The following is a 13,165-nucleotide window of genomic DNA, read 5'->3' as shown; positions in this document are numbered from 1 at the left end:
GGGGGGAGACCCATGCGTCTGACCATGCCGACCGGCGTCGTCGAAGGCACCCAGCTCACGGTGATGCCGTTCCGCGCCGACGCCGTCGTCGGAACGATGTCCGTACCGACGCTCGTCCAGCTCGTACCGTCGCCCCGCGCCGAGGAGGACCCGCGCAAGCTGAAGGCGGCGTCCGGCCTGGTGCGGCGGCACGCCGAACTGCGGGCCACCGTGCAGCGCACGCTGAAGTCGTCCCAGAAGGGCAAGAAGGTCGCCCCGTACGCCGAGTACATCGCCGCCGGGCTGAAGGGCGAGCTCGGCGCCTGCATCGCACGGCATGACGCCACCGGTCCCGAGTAGTGCTGCCACCGTCAACGAGGGCCTGAACCCCGACTGTCGACCTGGTGCGCACACTGCTGTCGCCTCTCTTCGCGGCGCGCCGGGGGCTGACGGGTCTGCTGCACCGTGCGTGCCGCCGGGGCGAGGACGATGTCTGTGCGTGCCCCCAGGTGGAGGCCCGGGCCGGCGCTTCACCAGCAGCGACGCCCGTACGGGAGGGGCCTGTGCACGAGGCCGGGCCGAGCGCGTGCGGAGGACGCGGTCAGCGGCCGGGCCGGTCCAGCGTGGCAGCATGCGGCGATGGTCTATCAACACCCCGACGGCGACTACGTGATCACTGCGATGTATTCCGTGCCCGATGACGCCTGGCATCTGGAACTGGATCTCGGGGCCGGGCAACGGACCCTCGTGACCGCGATCGTCCCCGACGAGGATCCGGCACGGGAGCCGACGGTGCGCTTCAACCCGCACGCAGGGCACGCCGGCGTCCCGTACGAGGTCATGCGCTGGTTCATGCACCAGGTCGATGAGCAGATCCGTACCTCCCGTGCCTGGATGCGGCTGCGACCGGAGCTCGTCGGGACCATCCACCGACTTCGCCAGGAGCACATGGGCGTCATCGACGATGACGACTTTCCCCAGGTTCTGGCGGGCGTGCGCACCACGGTCCCCGAGGAAGACCTGCCCGCCGTTCTGGAGGCCGCCTTCGGGCGGAATCCTGACGGCACCACCATGGACCACCCGCAGACGCACCCGCCTGTGGACGGTCCGGGAGGCAGGGCCTAGCCGGAGCCATCCGCGTCCTCGCCGGTCCGGCACGCTGGCTGTGGGGGACCCGTCGTCGATGCCCGGGCATGGTCCGTGATCCGTGCGCGGCGGTAACCCACGCCGGCATCGACGACTGCGACTGTGGCCGCGCTCCGCCGCCGGGCGGGGACGGCGAGACGTCCGGGTGCTTCCCGGACATCGGCTGTCGGGGCGCCGACCGTCCCTCTGGGCCTGGTGGGCGCCCTCTAGGCGGCGCCGAGGCGCACGGCGCCGCCGCCGCATTCCGGCCCGGCCTGCCGCCCTGTTCCCAGGGGCGGGCTGATCGCATGACCGTGTCGATGCCGCTCATATGTCCCGAATGTATACCCGGCGGGGGTAGTGTGCTCATATGGCGACTGATCCGAAGGTCGGATGCGGGCGCGGCCTGCGCGGACGGCGGGTGCCGTCCGGTGCTCTGCCGCGCGGGATATCCGCACGGCCGCACTGAGCTGCGTTCCGGACACCGGCGAGGGGCGCTCGCCGATCTCCGCAACAGTCGGTTCCGCCGCCCACCGGATGCGCTCACCGCCCCGTCGGTGCCCCTTGAGGAAGAGCGACTCCGGCCGTCTGGTCCCGTCCGGGCGGTGGTGGCAGACCCATGCCTTCACCTGCCTTCTTCCGACCAGCGAGGAACACCCAGTCATGCGCACGGACCGCACCAGTCAGACCTCCCCCACACGTCGCGCCGTGCTCGGCGCCGGTATCGCGGCCGCGGGTTCCGGGCTGCTCGCCGCCTGCTCCCCTGCCGGCTCGCGCGACGGCGGCCACCCGGGCGCGCCCGCGCCGGCCGGATCCGCTCCGAACGGCAGAGAAGCCGGCGGGGCGCATCCGACCCCCGCCGAACCGCTCCGTAAGCACACCTTGAAGGCCACCCCGTCGCCGGTCGAGTTGGGCGCCGGACGTACCTTCAGCTCGTGGACGTACGAGGGGTTGCTGCCGGGCCGGGAGGTGCGGGTCACCGCAGGTGACACCGTGGCGCTGACGCTGGCCAACCACCTGCCGGAGGCGACGACCGTGCACTGGCACGGTATTGCGCTGCGCAACGACATGGACGGTGTGCCCGGTGTGACGCAGCAGCCGGTCGAACCCGGTGAGACGTTCGACTACCGCTTCACCGCGACGCATCCCGGCACCTACTGGTTCCACCCTCACATGGGGGTGCAGGTCGACCGAGGCCTGTACGCGCCGCTCATCGTCGACGACCCGAAGGAACCACTCGCGTACGACCACGAGTGGATCGTCGTGCTGGACGACTGGATCGACGGAGTGGACGGGTCGACCCCCGACGACGTTCTCTACCAGCTCCGCAAGGGCAAGCCCCCGGTGGGCCACGGCAACAGGCCGGCGGGACCCGTGGGGGCCGGGGGCGGGGCGTTGGCGGACGCCGCGTCCGGGGGAGCGGACGACGGGAAGGGCTCCGGACCGGCGCCCTCGCCGTCGCCGTACCGGCGAAGAGGGCCCAAGCGACTGATGGCGGGAGCCACCAGCAAGCTGCTCGGCGGTCACGCGGGCCACATCGCCTACCCCTACTACCTGATCAACGGGCGCACGGCGGACGACCCCACGCAGTTCACGGCCAAGCCCGGCGACCGGATCAGGCTGCGCATCATCAACGCCGGCGGGGAGTCGCCCTTCCGGGTGGCGCTCGGGGGACACCGGATGACCATTACCCACAGCGACGGCTTTCCCGTGCAGCCGTACACGACGGACGCGCTGGTCATCGGTATGGCCGAGCGGTACGACGTGCTGATCACCGCGCAGTCGGGGGTCTTCCCGCTGGTCGCGCTCGCCGAGGGGAAGGGGGGCCGGGCCATGGCCGTCCTGCGTACGGGCGCCGGAGCGCTCCCCAAGCCGTCCGCGCACCCCGCGGAGCTGGACCGTGAGGTGCTGGTGTCCGCCCGCCGGCTCGGGCCGGACGAGTCGGTGGCGATGCCCCGCCGTGGGTGCGACCGGCTGATCCGGGTCAAGCTGACCGGTGGCATGAAGGAGTACGACTGGGGAATCGACCACGAGCCCTACAACCCGGACACGCTCCACAAGGTCGAACGGGGCGAGCGGGTGCGGCTGGAGGTCATCAACGCCACCCACATGTGGCACCCCGTGCATCTGCACGGCCACACGTTCTCCCTCGCCGGCGTGGACTCCAGCGGTGCCCGCAAGGACACGTCGATCGTGCTCCCGCACAGCAAACTGGTGGCGGACTTCGACGCGGACAACCCCGGACTGTGGATGCTGCATTGCCACAACATCTACCACTCGGAGTCCGGGATGATGACGACCCTTGCCTACCACGGGTAAGGCACGTCCCTGCTCGAGCGAGGAGACCGCGATGACCCCCGTGCGGGACCACCGCAAGCTCGGCCGTGAACCGGGCCTGTTCGACACCGATCCGCTGATCGGCGCCGGCCTGCCGTACTGGCTGCTCGACGGCGCGACCGTGAGGCACACCCTGGAGGAGTACATCCGCGCCGCCGAGCGGAAGGAGGGCCATCAGCACGTGTACTCACCGGTCCTCGGCGAGCGGGAGCTGTACGACATCTCGGGGCACTGGGCGCACTACAGCGACGACATGTTCCCCCCGATGGACCTCGGCGGTGAGCAGGTCGTCCTGCGGCCGAGCCTGTGCCCGCACCACGCGGTGGTCTACCGCTCCCGCTCTCGCTCCCAGGCCCTGGGCGGGATGCCTGGGCGTCACCCGGTGGCGGCGTGCAGGGCGTCCGCGTCGGCTGCGGTGCGTGCGGCCGAGGAGCCGAGTGCCCGGTGTCAACTGAGCCGGGCGGGAACGTCCCACCCCTGACCAACGGGCGCGGGGCAGCCCTTGGGTTCTGTCCGGCGGATCATGGCGGCGTCGCGGGATTAGAGTCATCGGCGCCGTATCGACGTGATCGCCGGAAGGGACCGCTTGACGTGTGGCCGGACTCATGGGCTGTGGTGGCCGAATCCGACCGAGAGCAATGGGACTGCGCGCCGCTGGAGCGCGTCGGCCCACTGCGGTTCGGTATGAGCGTGGAGGAGGCAGCCGGCGCGATGCTGACGCGCGGCTTCACGTCCGACGCCGTTGAAGAGTGCGGCACGTTCGGCTCGTTCAAGCAGTTGCGCACGAGATTCCGCGCGGCGGATGCCCCGTTCCACCGCGCGGACGTGGTGACCTACTACGTCGGCCCGATGGGATTGACCTGCATCGCGGTCGATGCCCTGACCGGTCCCCAGGTCACGTTGGAGGGGATACAACTGGTCGGCCGGCCGCCGTCCGAGCTCTCGGATGAGCTCACCGCTTACCTGGCGAGCACTGACAGGACCGTCGAGATCACACCCGGCGGCGACATCGGCTCACAGGACCTGGGCATCATGCCGCGCGCCCAGCGAGCCGGAGATGTGCTGCTGACACGGCTGGTCTTCGGCAGGCCCAACGACTGGGCCAACACCATGAGCGATTGCGTTCCGGCCGACGAAATGCTCGGGCACTACTGAGTACTCAGGGCCTGTGCCCACCGTCCGCATCGGCCGGAACGGCCCTCGTCGACGAGAGCGCCCGTCTCTCTCTCGCAACCGGCCAGACAGCCACATCACGGGGTCGGTGTCGTGGCCGGGGGACGTGCCGTGCAGGTCTCGTCGGGGAGCTGCCGCACGGAAACGCGCGGGGCCCCGCGGGCGGGAGAGGGGAGGTGGAAGGCGTAACAGCCCTTCACCGTCGTCGCGTGGACGAAGACGAACGTCCTCGACGGTCCCTGTCCGAGCAGCTCCGCGACGACGGTGGTCGAGCCCGCGTGCCAGCGGACATCGATCAATCCGTCGGCCGGTTTCGCGGCAGGGAACAGCCGGGCGATCTCCGCGTCCCGCGGCACCCCGTCGGCCGCGGCCCGGCTGAGGCGCTGCTGGTGCGCCTCCACGGTGGCCCGCAGGTCCGCGCGGGCCTCGGCCTCGTCGCGCTCCGGTCGTGACGACACCCACATCCAGGCACTGGTGAAGATCACGAGGAAGAGCACCGACAGGGTGATGCACCCGTTGAGCAGACAACCGCCGGTGGTGCCCGACTCGACCTGTGGTCTTCTCGCCATGGGAAGAGCCTCCGGCACGAGCCCATCCCCGTGGGGCGCGCTGCCGAATCGTGACGGCAACGAGCCGTCGGCTACACGCCACCACCGTCGAGCACACGGTGCGAGGGGCCGGCGCGCGACCGGACCACCCCGCCACCCGGTCGCAGTGGTGGCGGTGAGATTGACTCCGACACCGTCCAGCTCACCGACGACGGTCAGTCCGCCGGCTCCGCTCTGTAGCGGACCGGCCGGTCCTCCACCTTCACCAGCAGGCCCGCGCTCGCGAGATCGCGGAGGATCTGGCGGGTGTGCTTGTCCTGCGGGTCGTGCCCCGCGTCGCGCAGCGCGCGCAGGCCTCGTTCGGTGTCCCACAGACCGCCGTACGTGCGCACGGCCCGCTCGAGGTCGGCGCGCTGGCTTCCAGCCGGTTCGGTCAACGCTCCGCCCCCTGAGCCTGTTCACCGGTCACGGGGGCGTGCGCCTTCTTCGTGTGGTGGGCGATGCTCGCCGGAGCGCCGACGTAGTCGCAGGCGGGGCACGTCAGCCACACGCCCTCGGACACGGCACGCGTGCTCACCGAGTGGCCGGGCCCGTACCCGTGTCCATGGAGCAACTGGGCGACGGAGGAGCCGTATTCGACCGCGAGCAGTGCCGCCTCCGCCACCTTGTCGTGACCGGGGGCGAAGAACGATCCGGTGCCGACCTTCTTCGCGCAGCCGCACCAGCAGGTACCGGTCGGAGTGAGACTGGGGAGAGACTTCTTCGTCATGCCGTCACCGTAGGCCAACGAGCCCGGCGCCACGCGGGCTTTGCGCTGTCCGGTGCCCCTCGCCCGTAGCATGCCGACCGTGGCCGACATCTACGAACTCCAGCTCGCACTCCACCTTCCGGGCTCCCTGGCCCCCGACGACCTCGCCCTGCTGCGATGGCACTTGGGGCTGGACGGCGGCCGGCAGAGCGACGGTCACGAGTATCCCCTGTGGGAGGCTCGGGGAGCGGCGCTGCGGATCGGGGGCGCACTGGTCGGGGAGTTGCACTCCACAGATGCGCAATGGGCGCTGACCGTGCGGCAGGAGACGCATCCCGACGAGTTCGACGACCTGCGCGGGATCGTGCAGTGGCTCGGTGCCCGCACGACGACCATCGGCACGGTCGGATACCTGCGCTTCTGCGAAGCGGTGCTCCCCGACGTGCTGGTCGCGGAGGGCGGAGCCGTACGCCGCGAGGTCCTGCGTGCCGACACGACCGTCCGGGCGGCGGACCAGGTGATTCCCGGTCTCCACGCCTGAGCGGCGGTCGTCGCCGCGTCTCCTCCCGCTCCGGGGCCCGGCACCCCCTTACGTGATCGAGCACTCCTTGATGCCGAGCGGTTCGGTGACGCCCGCCGGTCTGCTGCACAGGACCTCCGCCTTCGACACGCCCTCCGGGGTTCTGCGGACCCGTGCGAGGACGATGCTGTGGCCGTGCCGTTCGCCGTACAGGGGGGCGTCGGTGAAGTCGATCGTGCCGGTGGCCATGCCGTCGAGCTTGACGCCCCTGAGGTTGATCCAGGTCGCGGCGCGGCTCTGGCGTACGTCTCCGAGGCTGGCCGCCCAGTACAGCGCGCGCGTGGCGTCGTGGGAGAGGGCCGTCTGGCCGCTGGCGAAGTCGGGGGCGTCGTACGTGGCCTCGCCCTCGTCGAGCCAGGGGAGGTGTTCGGCGGCGTCCTGGTAGAAGGCGGTCTGGGCCGCCGCTTCCCGCAGCTCGGCCAGGGCCGCGTGATACAGCGTGATCCGCGGGGCGACACCGTCGCGGCCGCCCGTGCCGGAGAACTTGGCCTTGCTCAGGTCGTCACCGGTGAGGATGGAGATCTCCCGGTTCGCGCAGCCGGGTTCGACGCCCAGCTGGGTCATCAGCGGCCCGATGTCCTCGACCCGTCCGGCGAAGTAGATCACCGAGGGGACGTTCTCCCCGCGGCAGATGCTCTCCGCGTGCAACCGCAGTTCGGGCTTGCCGTTCGCCACCCGGTAGGTCCGCGCGGGCAGCAGCCGGAAACCCTCACGGCTCAGCATCTCCCCGCCGTAGAGGGCCTGCTCGCTGGTGTAACGGTCCTGCGAATCCACCGTGTCGCGGGCCAGGACCAGGGCGTGCGGGGCCCGGTTCCGGCCGCGCAGCTGCCGGGCGACGAGACCGAGCGCCTCCGCCTGGTGCTCGTCGGGAGCGGCGAGGCTGAACCAGTTGGAGAACTCCTTCGGCAGGTAGGTCGCCGAGTTGGTGCCGGAGACGATGGGAAGCCCCGCCGAGTGGAGCCGCCGCGTCACGTCCGGGCTGCTCTGCAGGTCACGGCCGAAGCCGACGACGCCGACGACGGTCGGGTCGCGGTCGGCGTACTCGGCGATCGCGTCGGCGGTGACGCGCTGGTGCCCCATGTCCGCGCCGCCGTTGGCGAGCAGCACCCGCATCTTCACCCGGTAGTTCTCGTTGACGACGCGCTGGGCGAGGTAGACGCCGGCCAGCTCCTCGGCACCCTTGACCAGCGACGGGTCCACCGCGGCCGAGCTCAGCGGTCCCGCGTACACCACCGTGACGTAGGCGCGGGGATGGTCGCGCAGCACCGTGTCGTTCTCGGCGTGCACCAGCTTCTCCAGCTCGCGCAGCTTCCCGCCCTCCTCGTCGGCCCCGCCGGAGAGGTGAGCGCCGAACCGCACGTCTGCGGCCGCTATGCCGACGCACTCCGTGCCGCCCCCGGGCGCGGGACGCAGCTCGGTGTCGCGGTCGGCGGTCAGCAGACCCGCCGAGCAGTACGTTCGGTGCAGTTCGCGGGCGTGTACGACGCCGGCGGTGGCGGCGAGGGCGAGGACCAGGGCCAGGCTGTACGCCGACCACACGACCCGGGCCACGGGCGGCCGCTGCCGGGCCTTCACGCACCGCCAGTCCGTCTGGCGCAGCTGGACGAGCTCGTCACGGGGCAGCGGGATCCGCAGCACCCAGGGCAGGGCGTTGGTCCGGCTCGGTGACTGGTCGGCCCGCAGGTTTCCGGCCCATTCGTCGTACCAGTGCCGCAGCCGTTGCTGCAGGCGCGAGGGTCCGCGCAGGAGCTGACGCTCGGGCGGCTCCGGTCGGTTGGCCGGCGCGCTCGCGTCCGTGCCCCGGTCGAGCAGGACCGCGTCGTCCGCCGCCACACCGGCCACGATCAGCAGCGGGTCCAGTTCACTGCGCCGGCTGCGGACGTCACTGACCGCCCTGATCAGCTCGATGCCCCCGTTCTCCCGGCCCACCCTGCGCAGGAACAGCACCGGCGGCCGGGTCCGCTTCAGGCCTCGCAGGTCCCAGCTGACGCGCCGGTGGTTGTCCCGCAAATCCTCGAAGAGCGCCAGTACGTACAGCTGGAGGGGGAACGGGCCGCCCTCGCGCATTGTCTCGGCCACGTCGTAGGCGCGGGCCGCGATGGCCCGCCACGAGCGGACGGGCCGCAGGAGCCGCACGCTGGTCGACTGCCGGCGGGCGGCGGACTGGAGGAACGTCGTGGTCAGGAACCACCGGCTCTCCCTGCGCAGCCACAGGAAGAGGGGCGCGCGTCCGGGGACGTGGTTCAGAGCGGCGAGCAGGATCATCAGCCCGATGCCCGCCAGGACGGCGACGTACCACTCGGGACGGGTGAGGAGCGAGGTGAACGCCCCCAGGACACCCATGGGGAGGAACTGCTGCACGTCGTTGAGCAGCACCTGACGGTTGCGGCGGGAAGGCCTGCGGGGGCGCCAGCGCTGCCGGGCCAGGGTGCGCAGGAGCTGCGTCTGGGCCTGCTCCCGCTGGGCGTTGCCGTCCGGGGTCCCCGGCGGGGCGGTCGGCCAGTGCTCGCGCATCTCCGGATCGTCGGTGGCGTCCTGAAGAGCCCGTACGAGGCCCAGGCGGGGAAAGGAGTAGGGCCGGTAGGCGGCGGAACGGTCGCCCCACTTCCGGCTGTCGCCGAGGTCGCGCAGGAGTCGTACGGCCTGGGCGGTGGGGTCGAGGCCCCCCGGCTGGGGCTCGGTCGGGGCGACGGCCAGGCGCGTACCGTGGCGCTGCTGCCCTTCGCGCAGCTCGTCGACGAGCTCCGTGACGCGGTCGTCGTCGGCGGCGTCCTCCGCGTGCAGCACGATCACCGGCATCGGGGGGTCACCGGCCCGGAAGTCCTGGATCAGCGACTCCAGTTGTCGCTGGACGTCGATCCCCGCCCCGGTCGACATGCCCGGGTGACCTCCCGGGCAGTCCTGAGGGAAGAACTGGTCGCGGCCGTGCATGGACACCCCCCGTGGTCGTAAGACACATGTGTCACAAGCGCCTTGTGAGGATAACGCTTGCCCCTGACAACTGCTGGCGGTCCGCGGGCTGTTCAGCGCGGTGGTGGCGGCCCCGGGGGGCGGGCGTCGCGCTGATCGGCCCCGGTCCGGGGCGGGCCGGTGAGTGCGGGCGCGCCGCGGTGAGCCCGACAGCGGGCACACGGCGGCCCTCAGCGGAAGCGGTGCGTGCCCGTGAGCGGAGGTGCCGTGGGGCACCGGGCGGCCCGCGGGAGGTGCCGTGCGGCGGGAGCGGCGAGGTACGGGCGAGGTTCCCCCCCCGCGGGGTGCCCGTCGGGCGGTGCGCGCGGCGTACGTGCCGCGCCGGAAGCGCGGCCGGGAGGGCGGCTCGGCGGCGCAGGCCGTCTCGTGCGGTAGGGCGACCGGGCCGGCCACCGCGTCCCGGCACACGGTGCGGCGCCGACCGGGGGAGTCGGGCGAGGGCGGGTCCCGGCTTCCCCTCCCCGTCCGGGTCACGCGTTAACCCGCCCGGACCACCCCGCCACCCGGTCGCGACGGTGGCCGTGCGCCCCACCGCCACCACCCGCACGATGGGCCGTGATGCCGACCGGCAGGCCGATCGGTACCGGTCGGATGCGAAGGAGTCCCGGGATGGGCGAGCTGTACATCGACGGTGAATGGACGAGCGCGGCGGCCGGCGGGCGCCGGGACGTGATCAACCCGTACGACGCCTCCGTCGTCACCACCGTCGACGAGGCCGACGCCACCGACGTGGACCGCGCGGTGCGCGCCGCCCGGCGCGCCTTCGTCGAGGAGGACTGGGCGAACGCCCCCACCCGCCGCCGCGCCGACGTGCTGCTGCGCGTCCGCGACCTGCTGCTGCGCGACATCGACGAGATCGCCCGCACCGAGACCCTCGACACCGGCAAGACACTGGCCGAGTCCCGCTTCGACGTGGAGGACGTGGCCAACGCCTTCCGCTACTTCGGGGAACTCGCCGGCAAGGACGGCGGCCGCGTCGTGGACGTCGGCCCCGACGTCCTCAGCCGCGTCGTCTACCAGCCCGTCGGCGTGTGCGCCCTCATCGCCCCCTGGAACTACCCGCTGCTCCAGGCCTCGTGGAAGGTCGCGCCCGCGCTGGCCGCGGGCAACACCTTCGTCCTCAAACCGAGCGAGACCACCCCGCTCACCACGATCGCCATGATCCGCCTCATCGAGGAGGCCGGCGCCCCGCGCGGCGTCGCCAACCTGGTGCTCGGCTCCGGAGCGACCGTCGGCGCGGCCATGACCTCCCACCCCGAGGTCGACCTGGTGTCCTTCACCGGCGGCCTCGCCACCGGACGCGCCATCATGGCCGCCGCCGCCGAAGGACCCAAGAACATCGCCCTGGAACTGGGCGGCAAGAACCCCAACATCGTCTTCGAGGACGCCGACTTCGACGCCGCCGTCGACTACGGACTCGACGCCGCCTTCCTGCACGCCGGGCAGGTCTGCTCCGCCGGCTCGCGCCTGCTCGTCCAGGACTCCCTGCACGACCGGTTCGTCGACGCCCTCGCCGAACGGGCCAGGGCGATCCGCCTCGGCAACGGCATGGACGAGGGCACCGAGAGCGGCCCGCTCAGCTCCGCCGAACACCGCGACAAGGTCGAACGCCACATCGCCGCCGCCCGCGAGGAGGGCGCCCGGCTCGTCACCGGCGGCACCCGCCCCGACGACCCCGCGCTCGGCCGCGGCTTCTTCCTGCTGCCGACGATCTTCGCCGACTGCGACAAGTCCATGAGCATCGTGCAGGAGGAGGTCTTCGGCCCCGTGGTCACCGTCGAGCGGTTCCGCACCGAGGACGAGGCCGTGGAACTGGCCAACGACACCCGCTACGGCCTGGCCGGCGGCGTGTGGACGTCCGACGCGAGCCGCGCCCAGCGCGTCGCCCAGCGGCTGCGGCACGGCACCGTGTGGATCAACGACTTCCACCCTTACGTACCGCAGGCCGAATGGGGCGGCTTCGGCCGCTCCGGCGTCGGACGCGAACTCGGCCCCACCGGCCTGCGCGAGTACCAGGAAGCCAAGCACATCTACCAGAACCTCACCCCGGGGCCGTCCGGCTGGTTCAAGGGCTGAGCACGAGCGCGCGCCCCCGACGGACCGACGGACCGACGGATCGACGGCTTCGAAGAAGGGCACCCCATGGCCTCCACCACCCCGCACGGCGCCGAGTCCTCCTACGACTACGTCATCGTCGGTGGCGGCACCGCCGGCTGCGTCCTCGCCGCACGGCTGAGCGAGGACCCCGACGTCCGGGTCTGCGTCGTCGAGGGCGGGCCCAGCGACGTCGGCGACGAACGCATCCTGCGCCTGCGCAACTGGATCAACCTGCTCGGCACCGAGTTCGACTACGGATACACCACCGTCGAACAGCCGCGCGGCAACTCCCACATCCTGCACTCACGGGCCCGCGTGCTCGGCGGCTGCTCCTCCCACAACACGCTCATCAGCTTCCTGCCGCTGCCCCAGGACCTCGACGACTGGGTGGCCCACGGCTGTCAGGGCTGGGACCCGGCGACGATCCTGCCCTACCGCGACCGGCTGCAGACCAAGATCGTCCCGGTGGCGGAGGCCGACCGCAACCCCATCGCCAAGGACTTCGTCACCGCTGCCTCCCGCGCCACCGGCGTCCCCGTCGTCGACGACTTCAACGCCGAACCCTTCGCCGACGGCACCGGCTTCTTCTCCCTGGCCTACGAACCGGAGGGCAATTTGCGCTCCTCCGCCTCCGTCGCCTACCTCCACCCCGTCCTGGACCGCCCCAACCTCACGCTCCTCCTGGAGACCTGGGCCCACCGGCTGCTCACCGACGAGTCGGGCAGGCTGACCCGCGTCGCCGTTTGGGGCGCCGACGGCGAGCCGGCCACCGTACGCGCCGAACGCGAACTCCTGCTGTGCGCCGGGGCGATCGACACCCCGCGCCTGCTGCTGCTCTCCGGCATCGGCCCGGCCGACGACCTGCGCCGCGTCGGCATCGACGTCCACCTCGACCTGCCCGGCGTGGGGGAGAACCTGCTGGACCACCCCGAGTCCGTGATGGTCTGGGAGACCGACGGCCCGCTGCCGCCCAACTCCGCGATGGACTCCGACGCCGGCCTGTTCCTGCGCAGGGAGAAGGGACAGCCGCGCCCCGACCTGATGTTCCACTTCTACCAGGTGCCGTTCACCGTCAACACCGAACGTCTCGGCTACCCCGTTCCCGAGCACGGGGTGTGCATGACGCCGAACGTGCCCCGGGCCCGCTCCACCGGCCGCATGTGGCTGCGCAGTTCCAACCCGGCCGAGCATCCCGCCCTGGACTTCCGGTACTTCACCGACCCCGAGGGTCACGACGAGCGCACCATCGTCGAAGGGCTCAAGGTGGCCCGGGAGATCGCCGCCACCGACCCGCTGAAGGGCTGGCTGCGGCGCGAGGTCGCGCCCGGCCCTGACGTCACCTCCGACGCCGACCTCTCCGAGTACGGGCGCCGCGTCGCCCACACCGTCTACCACCCGGCGGGCACCTGCCGCATGGGCGCGGCGGACGACCCGATGGCCGTCTGCGACCCCGAGCTCGGACTGCGGGGCGCGGAGGGCGTGCGCATCGTCGACGCCTCGATCTTCCCGACCATGCCCACCATCAACCCCATGGTGACCGTCCTGCTCGCCGCCGAACGCGCCGCCGACCTGCTCACCGGCCGTTCCGGACCCGCCGGCCGATAGCCG

At 71.9% G+C, this 13,165-nt stretch carries 11 protein-coding genes and 1 pseudogene; 8 read left to right on the top strand and 4 right to left on the bottom strand.

The window, feature by feature from the left end; all coding sequences use genetic code 11:
* Positions 1-12: 12 nt before the first annotated feature.
* The 5 genes and pseudogenes from ACZ6A9_RS25630 to ACZ6A9_RS25610 all read left to right on the top strand — a co-directional run bounded on the left by ACZ6A9_RS25630 (position 13) and on the right by ACZ6A9_RS25610 (position 4,596).
* Positions 13-339, top strand: coding sequence for a hypothetical protein (locus ACZ6A9_RS25630; RefSeq protein WP_468989519.1), 327 nt, complete (start codon positions 13-15; stop codon positions 337-339).
* 279 nt (positions 340-618) lie between these two features.
* The gene (locus ACZ6A9_RS25625) at positions 619-1,104 is read left to right on the top strand and encodes a hypothetical protein (RefSeq protein ID WP_468989515.1); all 486 of its coding nucleotides are present in this window, start codon (positions 619-621) and stop codon (positions 1,102-1,104) included.
* A gap of 663 nt (positions 1,105-1,767) precedes the next feature.
* Complete coding sequence (locus ACZ6A9_RS25620; RefSeq protein WP_468989513.1) at positions 1,768-3,423, top strand: multicopper oxidase family protein; 1,656 nt, start codon at positions 1,768-1,770, stop codon at positions 3,421-3,423.
* Positions 3,424-3,463: 40 nt separating this feature from the next.
* Positions 3,464-3,790, top strand: a pseudogene (locus ACZ6A9_RS25615) (threonine--tRNA ligase); the annotation flags it as partial.
* Positions 3,791-4,056: 266 nt separating this feature from the next.
* On the top strand, positions 4,057-4,596 hold the full coding sequence (locus tag ACZ6A9_RS25610) for a hypothetical protein (protein ID WP_468989510.1): 540 nt from the start codon (positions 4,057-4,059) through the stop codon (positions 4,594-4,596).
* A 95-nt stretch (positions 4,597-4,691) separates the two neighbouring features.
* Here the strand turns inward: ACZ6A9_RS25610 and ACZ6A9_RS25605 are convergent, their stop codons facing one another.
* The 3 genes from ACZ6A9_RS25605 to ACZ6A9_RS25595 all read right to left on the bottom strand — a co-directional run bounded on the left by ACZ6A9_RS25605 (position 4,692) and on the right by ACZ6A9_RS25595 (position 5,931).
* Complete coding sequence (locus ACZ6A9_RS25605; protein WP_468989508.1) at positions 4,692-5,183, bottom strand: hypothetical protein; 492 nt, start codon at positions 5,181-5,183, stop codon at positions 4,692-4,694.
* A 194-nt stretch (positions 5,184-5,377) separates the two neighbouring features.
* Entirely contained in the window at positions 5,378-5,599 is a 222-nt protein-coding gene (locus tag ACZ6A9_RS25600) for a hypothetical protein (protein WP_468989507.1), read from the bottom strand.
* On the bottom strand, positions 5,596-5,931 hold the full coding sequence (locus tag ACZ6A9_RS25595; RefSeq protein WP_468989505.1) for a hypothetical protein: 336 nt from the start codon (positions 5,929-5,931) through the stop codon (positions 5,596-5,598). Before ACZ6A9_RS25595 ends, ACZ6A9_RS25600 begins: the two co-directional genes overlap by 4 nt.
* A 79-nt stretch (positions 5,932-6,010) precedes the next feature.
* Between ACZ6A9_RS25595 and ACZ6A9_RS25590 the strand changes: the two genes are divergently transcribed.
* On the top strand, positions 6,011-6,451 hold the full coding sequence (locus ACZ6A9_RS25590) for a hypothetical protein (protein ID WP_468989503.1): 441 nt from the start codon (positions 6,011-6,013) through the stop codon (positions 6,449-6,451).
* A 48-nt stretch (positions 6,452-6,499) separates the two neighbouring features.
* On the opposite strand, the gene ACZ6A9_RS25585 is transcribed toward ACZ6A9_RS25590, so the two are convergent.
* Entirely contained in the window at positions 6,500-9,367 is a 2,868-nt protein-coding gene (locus ACZ6A9_RS25585; protein ID WP_468989501.1) for a type 1 periplasmic-binding domain-containing protein, read from the bottom strand.
* 702 nt (positions 9,368-10,069) lie between these two features.
* Between ACZ6A9_RS25585 and ACZ6A9_RS25580 the strand changes: the two genes are divergently transcribed.
* Positions 10,070-11,536, top strand: a complete 1,467-nt coding sequence (locus ACZ6A9_RS25580; RefSeq protein ID WP_468989499.1) for an aldehyde dehydrogenase family protein — start codon at positions 10,070-10,072, stop codon at positions 11,534-11,536.
* A 66-nt stretch (positions 11,537-11,602) separates the two neighbouring features.
* Positions 11,603-13,162: a GMC family oxidoreductase gene (locus tag ACZ6A9_RS25575; protein ID WP_468989496.1), complete on the top strand. Its 1,560-nt coding sequence runs from the start codon at positions 11,603-11,605 to the stop codon at positions 13,160-13,162.
* Positions 13,163-13,165: the final 3 nt, after the last annotated feature.

It is taken from the genome of Streptomyces sp. NPDC041124 (assembly GCF_055592385.1).
Note: the sequence above shows the minus strand (reverse complement) of the source record. Positions and strands in the feature narration are given on the sequence as shown.